The following is a 26,109-nucleotide window of genomic DNA, read 5'->3' as shown; positions in this document are numbered from 1 at the left end:
ACAATGATGAATAGCACCATTAAATCGTTTTCCCTGCTGGCGGTTATATTACTGGCTGGCTGTAGTTCACCCACTTCCCGCATCGCAGATTGCCAGGCGCAGGGCGTCAGTCATGACACCTGTTATCTCGCAGAACAACAGCGTCAGGCGGCTATTTTAAGTGCATCCGAGGCACAGGCATTTAAAAATGCAGAAGCCGCACAACATGCCCAGGCCGCTAAAAAATCCATTTATAAAGGATTTGGCGTCACTTTCAGAATGAGCAGTAAAAACTTTGCTTATCTCAATGATTCACTATGTGCCATAGATGAAGATAATACCGATGCTACGGTTTATCAGTCGGGTCTGTATAACGTCATTGTTTATCATCACACAGGAAAAGTCGCCTTAATGAAAGAAGGCCAGTTTGTGGGCTATTTAAAATGAAGGAGCAAAAGAAAATGGCCCTGACGCATATTATGATTATCGGTGCGTTTATTTTTGCCTTCTTGCAAGTAGCATTATTAGCCTCCCTGGTGCACGCTGTGAATGTTAACAACGAAATCCAGGAAGGCTTATTTCAGTCGGGGCGCATTATGGTAGAAAGTTTGCAACATATTCTTTCGGTGCAAACGGGGATTAACTGATTTTCACCCCGCCCGATGATGGCAGCAGCCGGAGAGATTTTCGATAATCGGGCAGTCGGCGCTGTCATCACCGGGGCAGGCATTCGCCAGCGCCAGTAGCTGGTTGCGCATGGATTGCAGTTCTTCGATATGCCGTTCGATCTCCGCCACCTTCTCCAGCGTACGACGTTTTACATCGGCGCTATGACGCTGCGGGTCGTTAAACAGATTCACCAGCTCGCCGCTCTCTTCCAGGTTAAAGCCCACCTGGCGTGCCTGGCGCAGTAAGGTCAGTTCGTTGAGATGCTGCTGCGTGTAGGTGCGATAACCGTTTTCGCTGCGCATCGGCGGTGTCACCAGTCCCTTCTCTTCATAGAAGCGAATGGCTTTGCTGGTCAGGCCGGTAATTTTTGCTACATCGCTAATGTTCATCGTTCGCGCAACGCCTCCTGTGCTTTGTTAAAGGGTTTCAACAGATAATCCAGCACGCTTTTTTTGCCGGTGCGGATATCGACCGTCGCCACCATACCGGGGAATATCGGAAACTGCTGTTTATGTTTATTTTCCAGATGGTTGCTGAAAGTGCGAATGTACACCCGATAGTAATAAACATCGCGCCGCACTTCATCCTGCACGGTGTCTGGTGATATCACTGCCACTTCCCCCGGCAGGCCGCCATAGATGGAGTAATCGTAAGCGGTTATTTTCACCAGCGATTTTTGCCCCGGATGGATAAACGCCACATCGCGCGGGGAGATTTTTGCCTCAATCAGCAGTTGCTCATCCAGCGGCACGATGGTCATGAGTTTACCACCGGGGGCAATGACGCCGCCAACCGTGGTGACATCAATATCCTGAACAATGCCACGAACTGGCGCAGTAAAGTTGAGCCTGGTGAGGGAGTCTTCCCGTCCACGGATCACCGAACGCTGAGTTTCCACTTCCGCATTGGCTTTCGCTAACTCTTCCCGCGCCTGAACGTAGTATTGCGTGCGCACGTCGCTAAGTTTGTTTTCCAGTTCATTGGCCTGGCGTTGCAGGCGCAGCACTTCGACGCTGCTCGCAGCCCCTTGTTTCACCAGCGGCTGGGTCATAGCCAGTTCACGGTTGACCAGGCTAATCCCCTGCGTCAGCCCGGTGGTGGCTTTGTTCAGCCCGTCGCGGCGAGTGTTGTACAACGCCGTTTCCGACTCGATAAGTTCGGGGAATTTATTCAGTTCGTCAGGGAAGACCAGCGGTTTATTACTCACTTCCGCCCGCAGCCGCGCCGAGGTTGCCAGCGCCGCGTACAGGCGCGACATCGCTTCCTGGACGTCGGATTCCGTTTTGGTGCGGTTAAGCTGCGCCAGCGGCTGGCCCTGTTCGACAATATCGCCCACCTTGACGTCGAGATGATACAGAATTCCGCCTTCCAGCGACTGCACCACCTGTTCGCGCCCGGAGGGTTCTACCGTGCCGCTGCCGGTAGTGACTTCATCAAGCTGGAAATACCACGCCCAGCCGAGAAAACAGAGCAGCATGACGACAGTCACTCGTACCGCCAGCGCCGAGCGCGGCAGGCGGGGTTCAGTCAGGCCACGGTTATATTGCAGTTGTCCGTTCATGCGGCAGACCCCTTATTCTTCTCCTGCAACACCACCCGTCGCGCCGTGGGTTCGCCCTGTTCACGCAAAATGGCCTCTTTCGTGCCATCCATCACAATCCGCCCCTGATCCATCACGATGATTCTGTCGACCAGTTGCAGCATCGCCGTGCGGTGAGTGGCGATGACCAGCGTGCGATGTCCAATCCACTGTTTCAGTTGTTCGATTAAATGCGCTTCCGCCATTTCATCCAGCGAGGCGCTGGGTTCGTCAAGCAGGACAATATTCGGCTGAGAGATGAGGAGCCGCGCCAACAGCAGCGTTTGCCGCTGACCGCCAGAAAGACCAAATCCCCCTTCCTGAATCATGTAGTTGAGGCCATTTTTCTGCTTCTGCACAAAGGGCAGCGCCCCGCTGAGGGTTAACGCGCGTTCGATATCTTCATCGCTGGCTTCCGGCATCCCCATGGTGAGGTTTTCCCGCAGCGAGCCGAAGAACAGTCGCCCGGTCTGGCTGAGCAGCCCCATGTCGCGGCGCAGATCTGCCGGATCAAGCTGCCCGATGCTGATGTTATCCAGCAGCACCTGCCCCTGCTGGGCGATACGCATTCCGGCGAGCATTTGCAGCAGCGTTGATTTGCCCGCGCCATTGCGCCCGAGAATGGCGATTTTCTCTCCGGCCTGAATGTTGAGTTTGCCAATCGCCACATCGGCAATCTTCTCTTCTTCATCGTAATAAAACACCGCGTTACTGAACTGATAATTGCCGTGCAGCACCGCTTTATGCACCAGTTTGCCGTGCTCCGGCTGATCCACCGGGCGCTTCATCAGTTCATCCAGGCCATTGCGCGCCACTTTCGCCTGCTGCCAGCGCGAGAGCACGCCGGATATCTGCGACAGCGGCGCAATGGTGCGCGAAGCCAGAATCGTCGTCCCGACCAGCGCGCCGGTGGTCATGTCGCCGTTCATCACCATAAAGCAGCCCACCAACAGCACCACCACGTAGACGATGGATTGCACTTCCTGGGTCCAGGTGAGCAGCAGCCCGGTGAGAAAACGTTGCTTCATGCTGATGGACGAGGCCACGTCGTTGGTGTGATTCCACTGATTCTGAAAACGCTGCTCGGCGCGCAGCAGTTTAATGTCTTCAATCGACTGCACCGCTTCCACAAGCGTAGCGTTGCGTACCGCTGACTCGCGCATCCCTTCGTTCGCCAGCCGCGCCAGCGGGCGTTGCACCAGCAGGCCGGGGATCACTAATAAAGGCAGCGCCAGCAAAACAACCAGCACCAGCCAGCCGCCAATCATCCACAGAATAAAGACAAACAGCAGGAAGAACGGCAGATCCGCCACCGCGCCGATGGTGGTGGAAGTAATAAGCTCCCGCACCGATTCCAGTTCGCGGATCTGCGAGATAAACGATCCGGTGGATTTCGAGCGCACGTTATTTTTCAGCCGTAATGCGTGACCAAACACGCGGTCCGAAATACGCAGATCCGCCCGTTTGCCAATCATATCCGAGAGGTGCGTGCGCACCATGCGCATACAAAACTCAAACAGGATCGCCATCATCACCCCAGCGAACAGCACCCACAGCGTCGGGTACGATTGCGCCGGAACCACCCGGTCGTAAACCTGCATCGAGAAAATCATCGCCGCCAGCGCCAGCACGTTCGCCACCAGTGACGCCAGCATAATATCGCCATAGCGCCGCCAGTCTTTTAGCGAAAGGCTCCAGAACCAGTTCGCCTGATACGGGCGAATATAGTCATCCACCCGCGCATCGGGGATGGCACTGAGCGGGCGCAGCAGCGCCAGTTCGACGATTTTATCTTCAACATCCGCGACGTTAAGCGTGGTTTCCAGCCCTTCGTCACCACTGAACTGAATGCTGATATTGTCGTGGTTATCGCGGCGAGTAATCACACCGACCTGCTGATTATCAAACACCGCGATCAACGGCAGCCGCCAGGGGTTAAGCGAATCGGCGGAAAACTCCACCAGCCGCAGCCCCATCCCCAGTTGCCGCGCCATATCGGTAAGTAACTCTTCCCGCTTGCTGTCGCGCTCCCAGTTGACGGTCGCGCGCACGTTCTCCTGAGAAAAATCGAGGCGGTAATAACGCGCCACGGCGATCATCGCCTCCAGCCAGGCTTCCACGGACTGGGCATTTTTTTTCATTATTTACACCACCATCAACTGATGATTCGCCAGCAATGTGGCGAGGTCGGTATGCACGCCCGTCAGCGTGACCACGTTAGTTGCCGCAAAAGTGCCGCCCGTGCCGTCGCGGTCGATCTGCACGATGGTGTCGCTGCCGCTCTGGGTAACTTTGACAAAATCACTGATGTTCCCGGCCTGCGCATCCAGCGTCGCTACGCCGTTGACGTAGCTGGCTTTGCCGTTTCCGGTGTAGCCGCTGCCCTGCAACAGTTCACGAATATCAATGCGATCGGTGTCGGCGGTACCTTCCCATGTCCCTACCGTAAAACCATTCACCACGTCCGAGCCGTTGCCGCCAGTGGCGTCGCTGGCGTTGAGCAGTTTATAGAGCAAGGTGTCGTGACCGCCGTTGCCGATGTTGAGCGTGTCGTTACCGCCGCGCCCTTCCAGTTGGTTATCGCCCGTGCTGCCGGTCAGAGTGTCGTTAAAATTCGAGCCGGAAATGCCTTCAATATTGGTAAATGTCGAGGTGTTAAAGCCGGTCGCCTGGGCAGTAGTGGTGCTTAAGTTGGCGGTGATCCCCACTGTGGAGAGGCGGAAATCGACCACGTCCATCCCGCCGTTCGCCAGCCAGGTCCCGGTGCCAGAGCTGTACACCCAGCCGCCGGAGCCATCGTAAGTATCGGTGCCTGCGGTGGCAAAGAAGGTGTCGTTATAACCGGTGCCGACGAACTTGCCGTTATTGCTCGCGGTACCCGCTTCGGCGCTGAGGTCGTAAGCGTGAGTGGCATCGGTGGCCTGTAAGCCACCCCAGGTGGTGTTTACCGTCTGGTCGATATTGCTGGCGGTGGTGCCAGTGGATTTGATCAGCACCGCGTTGTAGGTTTCCCCGGCATTCAGCCCGTAGAAATTGACCAGCGCCGAGGTGTCGTTAACCCCCATCCCCGACTGCGGGTTGATGATTTGCGTGGCGACCAGCACACCCGCCGAGTTGTAGAGTTTTACGGTATTGCCGTAATAGACGTTAATGCCGTTGGGATCGGTGATGCGTAAGTGCAGCGAGGTGCCGTAGCTCACCGTGTTGGTGTTGCGAATCAGGAATACGCTGCCCGACTGTTTGGTCACCAGTACATCCACCGCGCCGTCCCAGTCGTAGTCCATTGCCGCCACGCCGCTGGTGGTGCCACTCTGGCTGCCGCCGAGTACCGACTGCGTCCAGTTGCTGGCCCCGCCAACGTTGGTGTAAAGGTAGGACTGTCCGGTCTGGGCGATACGGGCGATATCCATCAGGCCGTCGTGGTTCCAGTCCACTGCCACGCTGAACTGGCTGGCATAGGTTGTACCCGTTGCCCCCACCGCCACCGGATTCCCCAACACGCCGTTGGTGTTGAATAACAGCGAGCCGTAGTTAGCTCTTCCCTGGCTGGCGGGCAGGAACAGATCCATATCGCCGTCACCATCGAAATCTGCCCAGGTCATGGACACAGACGTCGAGTTGCCGCCGCTGCCTGCAACGCTGAGGAAGGTGTTGATGGTGTTCTGCCCCCAGACAAACGTGCCGTTGCCCTGGCTGATGAGCGATGAAAGGGTGTAGTAGTTATTCAGGTTGAAGGTGTGCTGAACCAGGTCTACCCTGCCGTCATTGTTGAGATCGACGCCGGAACCTTCGTTAAGGGAAAGATAGCCGTTTACTACCCCGCCGACCGTGGCGCTCCCTCCGTTGTTGGCGGTGGTGGAGTTGCCTACCAGAGTGCCTGCGTTATTCCACAGGAAGGTGTTGGAGTCCGGCCCGCCTGCGTCGCCAATCCAGAAATCGAGATAGCCGTCGCCCTCTTTATCAAACGCCACAATCGAGCCATACCATGTCAGCGTGCCGACGTTCACCTGAATCGCGCTGGAAAAGGTGCCGTCGCCGTTATTGGTAAAGCCGTTGATATAGCCCGTGCCGTAGTCATCACGGGTGATAAACAGATCGCCTGTACCGTTACGATCGTAATCGGCAATGGAACTGGTGGCGTAGTTGTTGCCGCTTTGCACCAGCGTCAGTGCGGTCTTCGACCATGTGAGCGGATCGGTTGATTGCATAATTTGCTGGTTAGCCAGCACCGTCCACATCCCGTGGTTGTCGAGGCCGTAGGTCAGCCCCCAGGCGGTCGTTTTATTGGCAGTTGTCCAGGCGGGCGTGTAATCAATCGCCGCGTTGACCGTCACCGTGCCGTTGCTGACGTTGGCGGTGTTGCCGTTGCCCGCCGAGCTTTTTACCTGCGCGGTGACGTTATAGGCGGTCGCGGACGCCGCCAGCACATCGGTATCCGGTAACTGCACATACCAGGTGTTATGCGCCGGATCGACTACCACCGCACCGCCCGGCTGCGAGGTGTAGGTTTTGCCATTGATGACCACTTCGACATACTGCCCGCTGGCGAGCGCGGCAGTGATCACCCCGCTGATAATCGGCGTGGTATCGCGCGTGGTCTGGCTGGTGATTTGCGCCAGCGTGGTCGGAATAGAGGTATCGACCGTCAGGATAAAATCGCTGGAGGAGGTGATATTTCCTGCCAGATCCACTACCCGCGCGCTGTAGGTGTACGCGCCGCTGACCAGCCCGCTGTCGCTGTAGGTCCAGTTCAACGCGCCGACCATCGTCACCGCGCCTAACAGCAGACCGTTACGGTAGAGGTAAACCACTTCGCCGCTGGCCAGCGGACCGGAGAGCACGCCGTTCAGCAGTGGCGAGGTATCGTCGGTGGCCTGCGAACTGCTTAACGTCCCCTGACGCTGCCCGACATCATCGGTATACGACACAATAGTTGGCGTGGCGGTGGGGTTAATCGTATCGACCACCACCGTTTTCGACACCACCGGGCCTGTATTTCCCGCCAGATCCAGCACCCGCACCTGATAAACATAGCTGCCGTCGGTCAGCGTGCGGCTGTCGGTGTAAGTCCACTGCGTGCCGTTGGTAGTGAGCGTGGTCCAGGTCGCACCGCCATCAAGGCTAATCTGCGCCACTTCGCCGCTGGCAAGCCCCGCCCCCAGCGAACCGGTCAGCGTGAGCGAGGTATCACTGGTGATAAAGTCGGTGGACGAACTCCCCGTGTCGGTGCTGATGCTGGCGATGGTCAACACCTGCGCCGGGTTAACGGTGTCAATCTGCGCCGTCTGACTGCCCGTTGCGCCAACGTTGCCTGCCAGATCGACCACTCGCACCTGCCAGGTGGTCGTGCCGTTAGTCAACGTGCGCCCGTCAGCGTATGTCCAGTTGAGGCCGTCTGCCGCCAGCGTCACATTCACCCAGGTTGCACCGTTGTCGGTGCTGATTTGCGCGAATTCATTAGTGCCGAGCGCCGCGCCCAGTACGCCGCGCACGGTAAGCGAGGTGTCGCTGGTAATAAAATCGCTGCTGCTGGCTCCGGTGTCGTCACTGATACCGGTAATGGTGATGCTTTTCGCCGCTTCCGGACTGGTGGTATCGACCACCACGTTTTGCGTCGCGGTCTGCCCGACGTTCCCCGCCAGATCCACCACCCGCACCGTGTAGTTCCAGGTGCCGTCGGTCAGTGTGCGACCATCGGCATAGCTCCAGCTGGTGCCGATAACGGTTAACGTGGTCCAGGTAATCCCGCCGTCGAGGCTGATTTGCGCTCGTTCATCAGCGGCCAGCGCCGCACCGAGCGTACCGCGCACGGTCAGCGTGGTGTCGCGAGTAACAAAATCGCTGCTGCTTAACCCGGTGTCATCGCTGATGCCCGCAATGGCGATGGTTTTGCTCGCCAGCGGCGCGGTGGTGTCAACGGTGACAATCTGGCTGGCGGTCGCACCGATATTTCCGGCGGTGTCGATCACCCGCACCTGGTAGTTGTAGTTGCCATCGGTCAGCGTACGCCCGTCAAGGTACGTCCAGGTCAAACCGCTTACCGAAAGATTCTGCCAGGTGGTGCCGCCATCGATACTGATTTGCGCGAACTCACCGGCAGCCAGCGTCGCCCCCAGCGTGCCGCTTACCGCAAGCGTCGTGTCGCTGGTAACAAAATCGTTAGTGATCAATCCGGTATCGGTGGTGATCGCGCTGATGGCGATGGTTTTTACTGCTGGATCTGGCGCGATGGTGTCGATCACCACGTTCTGGCTGTCGGTCGCGCCGACGTTGCCCGCAGCGTCAATCACCCGCACCTGATAGAGATAGTTGCCATCGGTCAGCGTGCGGCTGTCGTTATAGCGCCAGGTCGTGCCGGTAACGGTAAGCGTGGTCCAGGTTACGCCGCCGTCGATACTGATTTGCGCCGTCTCGTTACTGGCAAGCGCGGCGGTGAGCGAGCCGTTGACCACCACCGGGCTGACGCTGGTGATAAAGTCGCTGGCGCTAAGGCCAGTGTCGGCTTGCAGGGAATCGATATTAATGCCCATCGCCGGGGCGCTGAGATCGACGGTAATGGTGTGATTGCTGCTACCGGTATTGCCGATAGCGTTGCTTACCGAGGCGTTAATCACGTAGGCGTTGCCGTCCGCCAGCGCGGTGACATCGGCGCTGCCGAGCGTGTAGCTCCAGTTACCGCCCGTCTGCACGGTGGTGGTGTAGGTTTTGCCGTTTAAGGTCAGGGTCAGCGTCTGCCCAACTGGGGCGGTGGTGGTGCCGCTGATCACCAGCGACGAGCCATGTTCCGCTGCATTCACTACATCGTCGCCCGCAAAAGTGTTGATGGTGACGGTAGGCACATCGCCGTTCAACGTCACGCCACGGCTGGCGCTACCGGGGTTTCCGGCCTGATCGCTGACCGTCGCGCTAATGGTGTAGCTGCCGTCGCTTAATCCGGCAAACTGCTGCGCCGGAATAAACACCGACCAGCTTCCGCCGCTGCCGACCGTTGCAGTCCAGCTCTGACCGTTAAAGGTGACCGTCACCGTCTGGCCCACTTCGGCGGTGGTGGTGCCGCTGATGGTCTGCCCGGCAAGCTGTTCGGCGTTGTTGATAATATCGTCACCCGCCACGGTGGCGATGGTCACCGTTGGCGCAACGGTATCGACGGTCAGGGCGTGCGTGGTTTGACCGGGGTTACCGGCGCGATCGTTCACGCTGGCGGTAATGGTCTGCGCGCCCTGACCGAGCGCTGCCAGATCCGCCGCAGGCACGTTCAGCGCCCAGGTGCCATTGGCGGCAACCGTAGCGGTGTAAGTTTTGCCGCCAAAGGTCACGGTGACCGTCTGCCCCACTTCCGCGCTGGTCGAGCCGTTAAGGGTTAACGGCTGCTGCTGTTCAGCGGCGTTGAGTCGGTCGTCCGTCGAAACGGTGTTAATGCTGATAACCGGCGCGGTGAGATCCACCGCTACGCTGCGCGAGGCCGTGGCGCTGTTTCCGGCGCTGTCCTGCGCGGAGGCGCTGACCGTGTAGCTGGTGCCATCCGCCAGTGCCGCGACGTCCGCCGCAGGCACGTTCACACTCCAGCTCCCGTTGCTTTGAATGGTAGCGTTGTAGCCTTTGCCGTTAAGCAACACGGTCACCACTGTACCTGCGGCAAAGTTCGTTCCGGTGCCGCTCAGGGTCAGCGCGCTGCCTGCTTCGGCGGCGCTAATGAGGTTATCGCCGCTGATGGTGCTAACCGAAAGTGACACTGCCGCCGTATTGACCTGCACGTTGTGCGTCTGCGTGCTGCTGTTGCCTGCGCTATCGGTGATAGTGGCGCTGATAGTCACCGTGCCGTCCGCAAGGCCGGAAATCACGCTGGCAGGCACGCCGACGCTCCAGTTGCCGCTGGCATCGGTGCTGGTGACATACTGCTGCCCGGCGATGGTCACCACCAGGCGGTCGCCCGCGACCGCGCCCGTGGCGGTGCCGCTGATAATCTGCGCCTGAGTGTGTTCGACGTTGTTAATCACATCATCGCCCGCCACGGTGTTAAAACTGATCACCGGCGCAGTGGTATCGACGGTCACGCCTTTGCTGGCGCTGCCAGGGTTACCCGCCAGATCGCTGACCGTGGCGGTCAGGGTGTAGCCGTTATTGGCAAGTGCGGTTAAGTCGCTGGCGGGCAGCGTTAAACTCCAGCTGCCGTCCGCCTGCACCGTGGTCTGGTAGTTGGTGCCATTAAGCGTGACGGTGAGCGTCTGCCCCGCTTCCGCGGTGCTGGTGCCGGAAACCGTTACGCCCGCCGCCGCTTCGCTGGCATTGATGATGTTATCGCTGGCAATGGTGTTGATGGTGACCGTTGGCGCGGCGCTATCGACGCTGTATTCATGCGTTGCCGTGGCGCTGTTGCCGTTGACGTTAGTCACCCGCACCTGGGCGCTGGCATCGCCGTCACGCAGGGCCGCCATATCCGCCGCCGGAACGGTGGTGCTCCAGCTACCGTTAGCCGCCACCGTGGTGGTGTAGGTTTTGCCACCAAAGGTAATGGAAACTGTTTGCCCCGCTTCGACGCCGGACGTGCTGCCGGAGAGCGTTAACGCCGCGCCTTTTTCGGCGGCGTTAATCACATCATCGCTGGTGATGCTGTTTATGCTGACGGCGACGGCGGTGAGATCAACGGTCAGCGGATGGGTAATGCTGGTTTGCGTTCCGGCACTGTTCGCGCCGCTAACGGTAATATTCAGCGTTCCCGCAGGCCAGTTACTGACATCCGCCGCCGGAACGCCGACGCTCCAGCTGCCGTTCGCCAGCACCGTCGCGGCGTAAGTTTGGTTATTTATCACCACAGTCAGCGCCGTACCTGCGGCAAAGCCGGAGCTGCTGCCGGTAATCACCTGCGCCTGAGCGTGTTCGATAATATTGACTACATCATCACCCGCGACGGTATCGACTCGCAGACCTGGCAGACTGGCATCGATGGTGATATCGCGCGTGCCGCTACCGGTGTTGCCAACGGCGTTGGTCACCGAGGCATTAACCGTTAACTCACCGTTACCCAGCGCCTGCCAGTCGGCGGCAGGTACGCTCACATTCCAGCTTAAATCTGGCTGGACGGTGGCGGTGTAAGTTTTACCGCCCAGTTCAACGGTGACGGTGCTGCCCGCCGCCGCCCCGGTTACCTGGCCGCTGAGGGTTTGCGCGCTGCCCGCCTCTGAAGCGTTGATAATATCGTCCGTCGCCACCGGATTAATGGTAACGCCCGGCAGCGCGGTATTGACCTGCACGTTATGGCTGGCGGTGCTGCTGTTACCCTGAGCATTAGTGACGCTCGCCGTGACGCTGTAGGTCGCTTCGCCCAGCGCACTGACCGCCGAGGCGGGCACGGTAACGCTCCAGTTGCCGGAAGCATCGGTGGTGGCACGGTAGTTTTGTCCGTTCAGCGTGACGGTGACCGCCGTACCCACAGGTTGATCGCTGGTGCCAGTCAGTTGTAGGTTCGATCCTTTTTCAGTGGCGTTGATCACGTCATCACCCGCGATGGTGTTGATGCTAATCACTGGCGCGGTGAGGCTGACGGTCACGGTGCGGCTGGCGTCATCGCTGTTGCCTGCCCGATCGCTGACGCTGGCGGTGATCGTCTGCGCACCGCTACCGAGTGCCGTAACATCCGCCGCTGATACACCGACGCTCCAGTTACCGGAGGCATCCAGGGTGGTGGTGTAGGTTTTGCCGTTGAGCACAACGCTCACCACATCGCCCGCTTCCCCGCCCGTGCTGGTGCCGGAGATCACCAGCGCCTGCCCGTGTTCGGCGTCGTTGATGATGTCATCGCCCGCCACGGTGTTAATGGTGAGAACGGGCGCGGTGGTGTCTACCGCCAGATTATGGCTGGTGCTGCCGGGGTTGCCCGCTTTGTCGTTGACCGTGGCGCTGACGGTGTAATTGCTTGCGGTCAGCGCGCCTAAGGCTGAAGTGGGAACGCTGACGCTCCAGCTACCGTCCGCCTGCACATTACCGCTGTAGGTTGCGCCGTTAAGGGTGACGGTGACCGTCTGCCCGGTTTCGGCGGTGCTGGTGCCGCTGATGGTGAGCGGATTTCCCGCCTCTGTGGCGTTAAGAATGTCATCGCTGGCGATGGTGTTAATGGTGAGCGTCGGTGCGCTGGCATCGACGCTATACGCATGAGTCGCTGAGGCACTGTTACCGCTCGCGCTGCTGACGCTGGCCTGCACGTTCGCCGCGCCGTCTGGCAGAGTTGCCAGATCTGCCGCCGGAACCGTTACACTCCAGCTCCCGTTAGCGGCGACGCTTGCGGTGTAGGTTTTGCCGCCAAAGGTGACGGTAACGGTTTGCCCGCTTTCAATTCCGCTAGTGCTGCCTGAAAGGGTCAGGTCGGCACCTTTTTCGGCGGCGTTAATCACGTCGTCGCTGGCGACCGTATTGATGCTGATTGCCACCGCCGTTAAATCAACGGTAAACGGATGGCTGACGCTGACCGGGTTTCCGGCGCTGCTTTGCCCTGTTACCTCAATGTTTAACTGCCCCGCAGGCCATGCGCTAACGTTCGCCGCCGGAATGCCGACGATCCAGCTTCCATCCGCCTGTACCGTGGCGGCATAGGCCACACCGTTGATGGTGACCGTCAGCGCTGCGCCTGCATTCAGGCCGCTACTGCCACCAGTGATTACCAGCGCCTGCCCGTGTTCGATACTGTTGACGATATCATCGCCCGCTACCGTATCCACGCGCAGCCCCGGCAGGTTGGCGTCAATGGTGATATCCCGCGTGCCGCTACCCGTATTGCCATTCGCGTTGGTCACCGAGGCATTAATGGTCAAATCGCCATTGCCCAGCGCCTGGAGATCGGCTGCCGGAACGCTGATACTCCAGCTTAAGTTGCCCTGTACCGTGGTGGTGTAAGTGTTGCCGCCCAGCGTCACGGTGACCGTATCGCCAGCGGCGGCGCGGGTCACTACCCCGCTGATGGTTTGATCGGCCCCCGCTTCAGCGGCGTTGATAATATCGTCACCCGCCACAGTATTGATGGTGACGCCCGGCAGGCCGCTGTCGACCAGTAAATTCGCCTGGCTACTGGCGGTGTTGCCTGCCGGACTGGTGGCGCTGGCGCTGACCGTATAGTTGGCCTGGCCTAAAGCCGCCAGATCGCTCACCGGAACGGTTAAGGTCCAGTTGCCTGCTGCGTCGGTGGTGGCGCTGTAGTTATGACCGTTGAGCGTGACGGTAACCTGTGCGCCTGTCGCCAGCCCCGTACTGCTACCGCTAATGGTCAACGGCTGGCCTTTTTCATCGGCGTTCAGGACGTTATCGCCGCTGATGGCGTTAAAGGTAATTGACGGCAGGCCAGTATTGACCGTCACCTGGTGCGTGGCGCTGCCGCTGTTTCCGGCGGCATCGGTGACGCTGGCGTTAATGGTCACCGTACCGTTCGCCAGTGCCGAGACGACGCTTGCCGGGACGCCGACGCTCCAGTTACCGCTGGCGTCCAGCACCGTGGTGAAAGTGCTACTGCCAATAGTCACCGTCACAGTGCTACCGGTTGCCGCACCCGTGGCGGAGCCGCTGATAATCTGCGCCTGGGCGTGTTCCGTCGCGTTGATCACATCATCGCCCGCCACCGTGTTGATGGTGACGACCGGAACGGAAGTATCCACCGTCAGGTTGTGATTAACCGAGGCCGGGTTTCCGGCTTTGTCGCTCACCGCCGCACTAACGGTATAGTTGCTGGCGGTCAGCGCGCTTAAGTCGGCTGGCGGCACGCTGACGCTCCAGCTGCCGTCCGTTTGAACCGTGCCGGTATAGTTTGCGCCATTGAGCGTGACGGTCACCGTCTGCCCCGCTTCCGCCGTGCTGCTGCCAGTGATGGTCAGCGCCGCACCGGCTTCGGCGGCATTAAGAATGTCGTCGCCCGCGATAGTGTTGATGGTCACCGTTGGCGCGCTGGCATCGACGCTGTAAGCGTGGGTCGTGGTGGCGCTGTTGCCGTTAACATTGCTGACGCTGGCCTGCGCGCTGGCATCACCATCACGCAGGGCTGCCATATCTGCCGCCGGAACCGTGGTGCTCCAGGAACCATTCGCCACGACGCTTGCTGTGTAGGTTTTGCCGCCAAAGGTGACGGTGACCGTTTGTCCGGCTTCGACGCCAGAGGTACTGCCGGTGAGCGTTAACGCCGCGCCTTTTTCAGCGGCGTTAATCACATCATCGGCGGTAATGGCGTTGATGCTGACGGCAATCGCCGAGAGATCGACAGTCACCGGATGCGTAACGCTGACCGGATTTCCGGCGGTGGTGCTACCGCTCGCCGTAATCGTGACCGTCCCCGCAGGCCAGGCGCTGACATCCACCGCCGGAACGCCGACGCTCCAGGTGCCATCCGCCAGTACCGCCGCAACATAGGTTTGCCCGTTAATGGTCAGAGTGACGTTGCTGCCCGTCGCCAGACCGGAACTGCTGCCGGTAATCACCAGCGCCTGTCCGTGCTCGATAATATTGACCACATCATCGCCAGCGACAGTATCGACCCGCAGACCGGGAAGATTCGCGTCTATGGTGATTTCACGCGTGCCATTTCCGGTATTGCCTACGCTGTTCGTCACCGAAGCCGAAATGGTCAGTTCGCCGTTGCCCAGCGCCTGTAAAGCGGCTGCCGGAACATTGACGCTCCAGCTTAAATTCGCCTGCACCGTGGCGGTGTAAGTCGCCCCGCCGAGCGTGACGGTTACCGTGTCGCCTGCCGCCGCGCCTGTTACCTGCCCGCTGATGGTCTGGCCCGCGCCTGCTTCGGCGGCGTTAATAATATCGTCGCTCGCCACAACGTTAATGGTGACGCCAGGCAGCGCAGTATTGACCTGCACATTATGGCTGGCGGAACCGCTGTTGCCATCAACATCGGTTGCGGCGGCGGTTACGGTATAAGTCGCTTCACCGAGCGTACCGACCGCAGACGCCGGAACGGTCACGCTCCAGTTACCTGAGGCATCGGCAGTAGTGGTGTAATTTTGCCCGTTGAGCGTAACGGTTACCTGCGTACCCGCAGGCTGGTTGCTGGTGCCGGAAATCGCCAGATCCGCACCTTTCTCCGTGGCGTTGATAATGTCATCGATGGCAATGGTGTTGATGCCGAGCACGGGTGCGCCGAGCGCCACGCTGACAGTGTGCGAGGCTGTGCCGCTGTTGCCTGCGGAGTCGGTGACCGTGGCGGTAATGGTCACATCACCCTGCGCCAGTGCGGAAATCACGCTGGCAGGCACGCCGATACTCCAGTTGCCGTTGGCGTCCAGCACGGTGGTGTAGGTGGTCGTGCCAATCGTCACGGAAACCGTGTTACCCGTCGTCGCGCCCGTTGCCGAGCCGCTGATAATCTGCGCCTGAGCATGTTCCGTGGCGTTGATGATGTCATCGCCCGCCACCGTGTTAATGGTGACGACTGGGGCAACGAGATCTACCGTCAGATTATGCGTTGCCGAGGCCGGATTTCCGGCTTTGTCGCTGACCGCCGCGCTCACCGTATACGGGCTGGCGGTGAGATTCGCTAAATCGCCAGTCGGGACGCTGACGCTCCAGCTACCGTCTGCCTGTACATTGCCGCTGTAATCGACACCGTTTAGCGTCACGGTCACCGTCTGCCCGGCTTCCGCCGTGCTGGTGCCGCTGATGGTCAGCGCAGTACCCGCTTCGGCGGCATTAAGAATATCGTCCGTGGCGATGGTGTTGATGGTGACAGAGGGCGCGGCGGCATCAACGCTGTAAGCATGCGTTGCCTGGGCGATGTTGCCTGCGACGTTGCTGACGCTGGCTTGTACGTTTGTTGCGCCGTCTGGCAAGGTTGCGAGATCGGCGGCTGGGATCGTCAGCCCCCAGGTATTATCCGCGGCGACCGTGGTGGTGTAGCTTTTACCACCGAAAATAACGGTAATAGTCTGCCCCGCTTCCACGCCGGAGGTGGTGCCGGAAAGCTGCAAATCGCTGCCTTTTTCGGCGGCGTTAATGACATCGTCAGTGGAAAGGGTATTGATGGTGATAGCGACGGCAGCGAGATCGACCGTAACTGGATGGCTGATGCTGGTTGTGGTTCCAGCAGTATTAGTGCCAGAGACGGCAATATTAACCGTCCCCGCAGGCCAGTTTGCGACATCTCCCGCCGGAACGCCGACGCTCCAGCTGCCATCGGCGAGTACCGTTGCGCCGTAGGTGACGTTGTTGATTTCCACTGTCAGTGGCGTTCCCACCGCCAGTCCGGTACTGCTGCCGGTTACCACCAGCGCCTGACCGTGCTCGATAATATTGACCACATCATCGCCTGCTACGGTATCGACGCGCAGACCTGGCAGGTTGGCGTCTATCACGATGTCGTGTGTGGCGGTGCCGGTATTGCCTGTGGTGTTGGTGACCGAGGCGGTGATGGTCAGCTCACCGTTACCTAACGCCTGCAAATCTGCCGTCGGTACGCTGACGCTCCAGCTTAAATCTGGCTGCACGGTGGCTGTGTATTGATTACCGCCGAGCGTGATAGTGACCGTATCCCCTGCTGCTGCCGTCCCTGTAACCTGACCGCTGATGGTCTGGTTAACGGCAATTTCAGCGGCGTTGATAATGTCATCGCCCGCCACGGTATTAATGATTACCCCAGGCAGGAGCGATTCGACATTCACCGTATGGGTGGTACTGCCGCTGTTGCCCGCGCTGTCGGTGGCGCTGGCGCTAATCTGGTACACCGCCTCGCCCAATGCGCCGACTGCCGAAGCAGGCACGGTAACGCTCCAGTTGCCGGAACTATCGGTAGTGGCGCTGTACGCCAGGCCATTCAACATCACAGTGACCGTGGTGCCTGTCGCCAGGCCGCTGGAGCCACCGCTGATGGTCAGATCCTGGGTTTTCTCGGTACTGTTAATAATGTCATCGCCGGAGACGATATTGATGGTCAGCGTCGGGCCGCTGAGATCAACGGTCACATCGTGAGTCGTGCTGTCGCTGTTGCCCGCGCGATCGCTCAGGCTGGCGGTAATGGTCTGGCTACCGGTCGCCAGCGCCGTGACATCCGCCGCCGGAATACCGACGCTCCAGTTACCGGAAGCGTCCAGCGTGGTGGTGTAGTTTTTGCCGTTGAGCGTGACGGTGACCACATCGCCGGGTTCCGCGCCCGTGCTAGTGCCGCTCACCACCAGCGCCTGCCCGTGTTCGATGGCGTTGATGATGTCATCGACCGCGACGGTGTTAATGGTGAGATCCGGCGCGGTGACATCCACCGCCAGCGCATGATCGGCGCTTGCCGGGTTACCCGCTTTATCGCTCACCGTCGCAGTCACGGTATAGCTGCTGGCGGTTAATCCGCTTAAATCCGTTGCCGGAACACTCACGCTCCAGGTGCCATCGGCCTGGACGGTGGTCTGGTACGTGTTGTTATTGAGCGTGACGGTCAGCGTCTGCCCGGCCTGCGCCGTGGTGGTGCCGCTGATGGTGATCCCCGCGCCCGCTTCGCTCACATTAAGAATATCGTCGCTGGCGATGGTGTTGATGGTAATGATCGGCGCGGTGGCATCGACGCTGTACGCGCGATCCGCCTGGGCGTTATTGCCGTTAATGTTGCTGACGCTCGCCTGTACGTTGCCCGCGCCATCCGGCAGCGCAGCGAGATCGGCAGGCGGCACATTCACCGTCCAGCTACCGTTAGCTTCCACGGTGGTGGTGTAATTTTTGCCACCAAAGGTGACGGTCACCGTCTGCCCGGCTTCAACACCGCTGGTGCTGCCGCTTACCACCAGCGTTTCGCCTTTCTCCACGGCGTTGATCACATCATCGCCGGAGAGAGTGTTAATGGTGATGGCGACTGCCGCCAGATCGACGGTAACCGAATGGGTAATGGTGGAGGTTGTTCCGGCGCTGTTAGTGCCGCTTACCGTAATATCCACCGTACCCGCAGGCCAGTTGCTAACGTCTGCCGCCGGAACACCGAGGTTCCACGTGCCGTCGGCTAACACCGTCGCGGCGTAAGTGACGTTGTTGATCACAACCGTTAACGCGGTTCCTGCCGTCAGTCCGGTGCTGCTCCCGGTGATCACCAGCGCCTGATTGTGCTCAATGCTGTTAATAACGTCATCGCCCGCTACGGTATCGACACGCAGACCAGGCAGATTGGCGTCGATTGTGATATCCCGCGAGCCGCTGCCCGTGTTGCCAACGCCGTTGGTGACCGAGGCGTTAACTGTCAGAGAACCGTTACCCAGCGCCTGAATATCCGCTGCCGGAACGTCCACACTCCAGCTTAAATTAGCCTGCACCGTGGTGGTGTAGGTGTTGCCACCCAGCGTAACGGTGACCGTATCCCCCGCCGCGGCACCCGTGACCTGGCCGCTGATGGTTTGCGCATTGCCCGATTCGGCAGCGTTAATAATATCGTCAGTCGCCACCGCGTTAATGGTGACAGCAGGCAAGGCGCTGTTGACCTGCACATTATGGCTGGCGGAATTGCTGTTACCTGCCGTATCAGTGACGTTTGCGGTTACCGTGTAGTTGGCCTCACCCAATGCACTGACCGCCGAGGCTGGCACCGTGGCACTCCAGTTGCCGGAAGCATCTGTGGTGGCGGTATAATTTTGCCCGTTCAGCGTCACCGTAATGGTGGTGCCTGCGGGCTGATTACTGGTGCCCGTAATTTGCAGATCCACGCCTTTTTCCGTGGCGTTAATCACGTCATCCGTAGCAATGGTGTTGATGCCAATAGTTGGTAAGGTGAGATTTACGGTAACTGTGCGGCTGGCGTCATCGCTATTACCCGCGATATCCGTAATGGTGGCAGTAATGGTTTGCGGGCCGCTGCCCAGCGCGGTGACATCTGACAGCGGAACGCCGACGCTCCAGTTGCCGGAAGCGTCCAGCGTGGTGGTGTAGGTTTTACTGTTTAGCGTGACGGTGATGACATCGCCCGCTTCGCCGCCAGTGCTGGAGCCGGAGATCACCAGCGCCTGTCCGTGTTCGGTAGCGTTAATAATGTCATCGCCGGAGACGGTGTTGATTGTCAGCACCGGAACGCTGAGATCCACCGCCAGACCATGGATAGCAGATGCCGGGTTGCCCGCTTTGTCGCTTACCGAGGCGCTGACCGTGTACTGGCTGGCGGTCAGATTGCCGAGATCTGCCGTCGGCACGCTGACGCTCCAGCTGCCGTCCGCCTGGACGGTGCCGCTGTAAGTCACGCCATTAAGCGTGACTGTTACCGTCTGCCCCGCTTCGGCGCTACTGCTGCCGCTGATGGTTAACGGATTGCCCGCCTCGGCGGCGTTCAGAATATCGTCGGTGGCGATGGTGTTAATGACAAGCGTCGGGGCTGTGGCATCGATGCTGTAGTCGTGCGTCGCCGAAGCCGTGTTGCCGTTAATAGTGCTGACGCTGGCCTGTACCGTGGCGTCACCGTCGCGTAATGCGCTGAGATCGGCGGCAGGCACGGTGGTTGTCCAGCTGCCATCGCCCGCTACGGTGGCGGTGTAGGTTTTGCCGCCAAAGGTGACGGTGACGGTTTGCCCCGCTTCCACGCCGGAAGTGCTGCCGGAAAGGGTTAAATCAGCCCCTTTTTCAGCGGCGTTAATCACATCATCGCCGGAAACGGTGTTAATGGAGATCGCCACCGCTGCCAGATCGACGGTGACCGGATGAGTGATAGTGACCGGGTTTCCGGCGCTACTGGCGCCTGAAACCGTGATATTCACCGTCCCCGCAGGCCAGTTGCCCACATCTGCCGCCGGAACACCAACGCTCCATGTGCCATCGGCTAATACTGTCGCAGCGTAAGTGACCGTGTTAATCACCACCGTCAGCGCCGCGCCCGTCGCCAGCCCGCTACTGCTACCAGTTATCACCAGCGCCTGAGCGTGCTCGATGCTATTGACCACATCATCGCCCGCCACCGTATCAACGCGCAGACCTGGCAAATTGGCGTCGATAGTTATATCTCGCGAACCGCTGCCGGTATTACCAACGCCGTTGGTTACCGAGGCATTCACCGTCAGGTCGCCATTACCGATGGCCTGAATATCCGCTGCCGGAACGTCCACGCTCCAGCTTAAATTGCCCTGCACGGTAGCGGTGTAGGTTTTCCCGCCAAGCGTTACGGTGACGATATCGCCCGCCGCCGCGCCCGTCACCTGCCCGCTGATGGTCTGCGCCACGCCCGATTCGGCGGCGTTAATAATATCGTCACTCGCTACCGGATTAATGGTGACGCCCGGCAGCGCGGTATTCACCTGCACGTTATGGCTGGCGGAATTGCTGTTGCCTGCGCTGTCGGTGACGTTCGCCGTCACCGTGTAGCTGGCTTCGCCCAGCGCACCGACGGCGGAGGCTGGCACCGTGGTGCTCCAGTTGCCTGCGGCGTCCGTCGTGGCGGAGTAATTTTGTCCGTTAAGCGTCAGCGTAATTGTGGTGCCTGCTGGCTGATTGCTGGTGCCGGAAATTTGCAGGTCCGCGCCTTTTTCGGTGGCGTTAATCACGTCATCGGTGGCGATGGTGTTGATGCCAATGGTCGGCGCGGTAAGGTTAACGGTAACCGTGTGCGTCTCGTTATCGCTATTACCCGCCGCATCAGTCACCGTGGCGGTAACAGTTTGCGGGCCGCTGCCCAGCGCCGTGACATCCGCCGCCGGAACGCCGACGCTCCAGTTGCCGGAAGCATCCAGCGTCGTGGTGTAGGTTTTATTGTTTAGCGTGACGCTGACGACATCTCCCGCCTCTCCGCCTGTGCTGGAACCAGAAATCACCAGCGCCTGCCCGTGTTCGGCGGCGTTAATAATGTCATCGCCCGCAATGGTGTTGATGGTGAGTACCGGAACGGTGAGATCCACCGCCAGATTATGCGTGGTGCTCGCCGGATTGCCCGCTTTGTCATTGACCGTCGCGGTCAGGGTGTGGCTGCCATCGGTCAATGCCTCAAGATCTGCCGCCGGAATATTAATACTCCAGCTGCCGTCGGCCTGTACCGTTGCCTGATACGTCTGCACGGTCGGGCTATTGAGCGTTATCGTAACAATCTGCCCCGCTTCGGCGGTGGTGGTGCCGCTCACCGTCACGCCCGCATCAGCTTCGCTGGCGTTGACGATATTGTCGCTCGCCACGGTATTGATAATGATGGTTGGCGCGCTGCTGTCGACACTGTAGCTATGCACCGCCGAGGCGCTATTGCCGTTGATATTGCTGACGCTGGCCTGCGCGGAGGCGCTGCCATCGGGTAATGACGCCAGATCGGCGGCGGGAACGGTGGCGGTCCAGCTACCATCGCTCGCCACGGTAGCGGTGTAGTTTTTACCGCCAAAGGTCACGGTGACCGTTTGCCCGGCTTCTACATTCGTGGTGGTGCCGGAAAGCGTTAAATTAGCGCCTTTTTCTGAGGCGTTAATCACGTCGTCCGTGGCGATGGTGTTGATGGTGATCGCCGCCGGAGTGAGATCCACCGTTACCGGATGCGTAATGCTTATCGGATTTCCGGCGCTACTTTCCCCGGACACGGCAATATTAACCGTCCCCGCAGGCCAGGCGCTAACCTGCGCCGCCGTAACGCCCACACTCCAGCTGCCATCGGCCTGCACCGCAGTGGTGTATTCCACATTATTAATTGTGACGGTAAGCGGCGTGCCTTCTGCCAGCCCCGAGCTGCTGCCGGTGACAACCAGCGCCTGCCCGTGTTCGATGATATTGACCACATCATCGCCCGCCACCGTATCGACCCGCAGACCGGGCAGATTAGCGTCGATGGTGATATCCCGCGTGCCGCTACCGGTATTGCCGTTTTGATTGGTGACCGAGGCGCTCACCGTCAAATCGCCATTACCCAGCGCCTGAATATCTGCCGCCGGAACGTTCACGCTCCAGCTTAATCCCGGCTGGACGGTGGTGGTGTAGGTATTGCCGCCCAGCGTAATCGTTACCGTGTCGCCAACGGCGGCTCCAGTAACCTGCCCGCTGATGGTTTGCGCAACACCCGCTTCCGCGGCGTTAATAATATCGTCGGTTGCCACCGGGTTAATGGTCACACCGGGCAACGCGCTGTCGACCAGTACGTTATGGCTGGCGGTGGCGCTGTTGCCGATACCGCTGGTCACCGCCGCCGTTACCGTGTAGTTGGCCTGGCCCAGCGCGGTTACCGCCGATGCCGGAACCGTGACGCTCCAGTTGCCGGAGGCGTCGGTCGTGGTGGTGTAATTTTGCCCGTTCAGCGTCACGGTGATAGCGGTATTGGCTGGCTGATCGCTGGTACCGGTAATCTGGACATCGGCCCCTTTTTCGCTGGCGTTAATCACATCATCGCCAGCAATGGTGTTAATACCAATTACTGGCGCGGCGGTATCGACCGTGACGGTCAGTGACTGGCTACCCGTGTTTCCGGCACGGTCAGTCACTGAAACATTGATCGGATAACTGCCGTCCACCAGCCCACTGACCACCGAGGCCGGAACGCCCAGACTCCAGTTGCCGGAAGCATCCACCACGGTGGTGTAATTCACATTATTCAGCGTCACGGTGACAATATCGCCCGCCTGCGCGCCAGTGACCGTGCCGCTGATAATTTGCGCCTGAGTGTGTTCCGGCGTGTTGATGACGTTATCGGTCGCCACCGGATTAATGGTTACTACAGGTGGCGTGGCATCGACCAGCGCTACGCGTGAAACGCTGGTCGGATTACCCGCGACATCGTTCACGCTGGCGGTGACCGTGGCGTTGCCGTCAGCCAGTGCGCCAACGTTGGCGGCAGGTACGGTCACACTCCAGGTGCCGTCTGCCTGCACGACGCCCTGATACGTCTGCCCATTCAGCGTGACGGTCACCGTCTGCCCCGGCTGGGCGTCAGTGGTGCCAGTGATTTGCAAATTCTGCCCGCTTTCGGCGGCGTTGATGACGTTATCAGCGGTCAGCGGATCGATGCTCAACGCCGGGGCCTGGCTGTCGACGGTAATGGTGCGGGAGGTGTCGCCAGTGTTACCACTGATATTAGTGACGGTCGCGGTGATTTCTGCTGCGCCATCGGGCAGGCTGCTTACCGCACTGGCGGGAACGGTCAGGCTCCAGGAACCGTCATTCTGAACAGTGGTCGTCAGGGTTTGCCCGGCAAATTTCACGACTACCGTTTGCCCGGCCTCTACTCCTTGAGTGGTACCGGTCAGCGTCAGCGGCGCACCTTTTTCTGCGGCATTGATAATGTCATCGCCGGAGACGGTATTGATAACAATCGCCACGCTACCCGCATCAACCAGCACATTATGGTTGATAGAAACCGGGTTACCTGCCGGATCTTCCGCACTGGCGGTAACAATAACCGTGCCCGCAGTGAGCGCCTGCAAGTCCGCAGCTGGAACACCCACCTGCCAGTTGCCGTTGCTGTCGGTCACGCCCTGATAGCTTTCGTTGCCGAGTGTTACCGTCACGGTAGTGCCCGCAGGTAAATGGCTACTGCTGCCAGAAATGACCAAATCCTGCTGCTGTTCGAGAGCGTTAATAACGTCATCGCCGGAGACAGTATTGATACGCAGTCCCGGCAGCGTGGCGCTGATGGTGATATCACGTTCACCATTACCAGTGTTGCCATGCCCGTTCGTCACAGAGGCATTTATCGTTAACGCCCCATCGCCCAGCGCCTGTAAATCCGCCGTCGGTACGTTCACGCTCCAGGTAAGGTTGCTGCCCACCGTCGCCGTGTAGGTATGACCGCCCAGTTCAATAGTGACGGTATCGCCCTGCACCGCACCCACGACGCGCCCACTGAGGGTTTGATCTGCCGCTGCTTCGGCGTTGTTAACAATGTTGTCGCCTGCAAAGGTGTTGATGATCACCTGCGGCAGCACCGTATCGACCAGCAAATTGCTCTGCGCGGTGCCGGTGTTGCCGGTCACATCGGTGGCGCTGGCGGTAACGGTGTAATTGGTGTTTGCCAGATTCAGGACATCGCTCACCGGAACGTTCAGCGACCAGACGCCGCCGCTGACCTGAGCGCTATACGTGACATTATTCAGCGTCACGTTAACCGTGCCGCCGTCAGGTAAATTACTGGTGCCGCTTAACGTGAGCGGCTGCTGAGATTCCAGCGCATTCAGTACGTTATCACCGCTGATGGTATCTATTGCCACCTGCGGCGCGACGCCTGCCAGCGTGATGTTATGGGTCGCTGTACCGGTATTTCCAGCGGCATCGGTAACCGTGACGATGATGTCGTTAGGGCCACGCGCCAGAGTACGGGTTACCGCCGGATCAAGCGCTACGTTCCAGCTGCCGTCTGCCTGTACCACGCCTGTCAGAACTGTGGCTCCTAACTTCACGGTGACGATATCCCCCGGAGAAGCCCCACTGACCTGACCGGAAATAATCTGCGCCACAATCTGTTCAGCGGTGTTAAGAATATCGTCGCCCGCAACGGTGTTAACGCTGACCACTGGCGCAGTGGTGTCTACCGTGAAATTCGCATTGTTACTGGTGGTATTTCCTGCCCGGTCACTGACGCTGGCATTTACGGCGTAGTTGCCATCGGCCAGCGCCTGCACTTCTGCGGCAGGCAGCGTCACTTGCCAGGTTCCGTCGCTACCGACGGTTGCTGTGTGGGTGACGCCGTTCAGGTTCAGGGTTACGGTTTGCCCCGCTTCCGCATTCGATGTACCGCTTAACACCAGCGCGGCGTTATGTTCCGCGGCACTGACAATGTTGTCCTGGGCGATGGTGTTGATAGCAAGTGTCGGCGGTTGGGTATCGACCGTTAACAGTTGCGCGCCAGTGACCGTATTGCCCGTGGCATCTTTCCCACTGACCAGCACCGCCTGATTCCCTTCGCCTAACGCTTGCGCATCGGCGGTCGGCACTTGTACGCTCCAGGCACCGTTAGCCCCAACGGTGGTGGTGTAGGTTTTGCCGTTTAGCGTGACGGTGAGTTCTGTTCCCTGTGCCAGATGGCTACTGGTGCCAGAAAGCGTAAATCCGGCGGCCTGTTCGCTGGCGTTAATGATGTTATCGCCTGCGGTGGTGGCGAGCTGTACGGCGGCCTGACTATTGTCGATGGTTAACGTTATCGAACCGGCGTTAGTAATGGTGCTACCGACGATTTGCACCACTGACCAGGTATGTTCGCCCGCGCTTTGCGTGGGCAAATCGACGCTCCAGCGTCCATCGCTACCGACCTGAGTACTGGCGATGGTGTCACCATTGCTGTCTTTAATCTGGATGGTCGCCCCCGCCTGCCCGCTGCCGCTAAAGGTTGGCGTAGTGTCATCGGTGGTATCGTTGGCGGAAAGAATACCGCGTTGATCGCCCTGATTATCGGTTACCAAAAACGATGGCGTGGCGTTGCCGGGTTCGGCTGGCGGTGGGTTGTTAACCACTTCAGTTTTTGAGTCATCATCGCCACCGCTTGCCAGTAAAGCGCCAAGCGCGCCGCCACCTACCGCCGCCCCCGCCAGCCATCCCCACGGGAAAGCCGTCGTCTGGCCGACGATATCAAGGTACGGCGCAATGCTTTCAATTGCGGTGGTCTGAGCGGTCAGCTCCACGGGCGCTAATCCACCTGCCGCGGTATCGGCAAATGTTACGTGGGTCAGTTGTTGACCCTCGGCAAACACCAGTTCGGATTGTTCGCTGGTATTTGCCGCTTGCAGGAAATAACCGTTGCAGCGGATCACCGTGCCGTCCTGCATATAGATCAACAAGTCATTTCCGTCACGAACATAACGCGCAACGGCAGATGCCTGAGCATGAACCTGCACCACAGAGGGCTCATAAATGACAACCGTAACGTCGCCAGGATTGATCAGCGTTTGTTTGACGGATGTTTTTCGCGAAATAACATCAATAATCAGGCTCATAATGGCATTCCTGATAAATGGCGCACATCCTTAGCGAGTCCATTTATCTAAATAAGACAAAGGTAATCA

Annotated in this window: 6 protein-coding genes; 2 read left to right on the top strand and 4 right to left on the bottom strand. The window is 59.3% G+C overall.

The genetic code is table 11. The features are described 5' to 3' along the window. Positions 1–3 precede the first annotated feature (3 nt). Together D9736_RS14325 and D9736_RS14320 are read left to right on the top strand one after the other, a co-directional pair. Entirely contained in the window at positions 4–426 is a 423-nt protein-coding gene (locus tag D9736_RS14325) for a hypothetical protein (protein ID WP_130215525.1), read from the top strand. Next, complete coding sequence (locus D9736_RS14320; protein WP_130215523.1) at positions 423–626, top strand: hypothetical protein; 204 nt, start codon at positions 423–425, stop codon at positions 624–626. Before D9736_RS14325 ends, D9736_RS14320 begins: the two co-directional genes overlap by 4 nt. Positions 627–629: 3 nt before the next feature. On the opposite strand, the gene cueR is transcribed toward D9736_RS14320, so the two are convergent. The 4 genes from cueR to D9736_RS14300 are packed head-to-tail and all read right to left on the bottom strand — an operon-like array spanning position 630 to position 26,040. Further along, positions 630–1,037 carry a Cu(I)-responsive transcriptional regulator gene (gene cueR, locus D9736_RS14315; protein WP_001026752.1) on the bottom strand — a complete coding sequence of 136 codons (408 nt, stop codon included), beginning with the start codon at positions 1,035–1,037 and terminating at the stop codon, positions 630–632. Next, on the bottom strand, positions 1,034–2,209 hold the full coding sequence (locus tag D9736_RS14310) for an HlyD family type I secretion periplasmic adaptor subunit (RefSeq protein WP_130258561.1): 1,176 nt from the start codon (positions 2,207–2,209) through the stop codon (positions 1,034–1,036). Before D9736_RS14310 ends, cueR begins: the two co-directional genes overlap by 4 nt. Further along, positions 2,206–4,368 (bottom strand): type I secretion system permease/ATPase, encoded by a 2,163-nt coding sequence (locus tag D9736_RS14305; protein ID WP_130258560.1) that lies wholly within the window; start codon positions 4,366–4,368, stop codon positions 2,206–2,208. The genes D9736_RS14310 and D9736_RS14305 overlap by 4 nt, the downstream gene beginning before the upstream one ends. 3 nt (positions 4,369–4,371) lie before the next feature. Next, positions 4,372–26,040: an Ig-like domain-containing protein gene (locus D9736_RS14300; RefSeq protein WP_130258559.1), complete on the bottom strand. Its 21,669-nt coding sequence runs from the start codon at positions 26,038–26,040 to the stop codon at positions 4,372–4,374. Positions 26,041–26,109: the final 69 nt, after the last annotated feature.

The sequence above is a fragment of the Escherichia sp. E10V10 genome (assembly GCF_004211985.1).
GTDB lineage: Bacteria > Pseudomonadota > Gammaproteobacteria > Enterobacterales > Enterobacteriaceae > Escherichia.
The sequence above is the reverse complement of the archived record's forward strand: the minus strand, read 5'-3'. Positions and strand labels throughout refer to the sequence as shown.

What these genes read in the sequence shown, in the direction of transcription:
- D9736_RS14325 (WP_130215525.1), top strand. Translation starts at nt 4, where the DNA reads ATGATGAATAGCACCATTAAATCGTTTTCCCTGCTGGCGGTTATATTA.
- D9736_RS14300 (WP_130258559.1), bottom strand. Translation starts at nt 26,040, where the DNA reads ATGAGCCTGATTATTGATGTTATTTCGCGAAAAACATCCGTCAAACAA.
- cueR (WP_001026752.1), bottom strand. Translation starts at nt 1,037, where the DNA reads ATGAACATTAGCGATGTAGCAAAAATTACCGGCCTGACCAGCAAAGCC.
- D9736_RS14310 (WP_130258561.1), bottom strand. Translation starts at nt 2,209, where the DNA reads ATGAACGGACAACTGCAATATAACCGTGGCCTGACTGAACCCCGCCTG.
- D9736_RS14305 (WP_130258560.1), bottom strand. Translation starts at nt 4,368, where the DNA reads ATGAAAAAAAATGCCCAGTCCGTGGAAGCCTGGCTGGAGGCGATGATC.
- D9736_RS14320 (WP_130215523.1), top strand. Translation starts at nt 423, where the DNA reads ATGAAGGAGCAAAAGAAAATGGCCCTGACGCATATTATGATTATCGGT.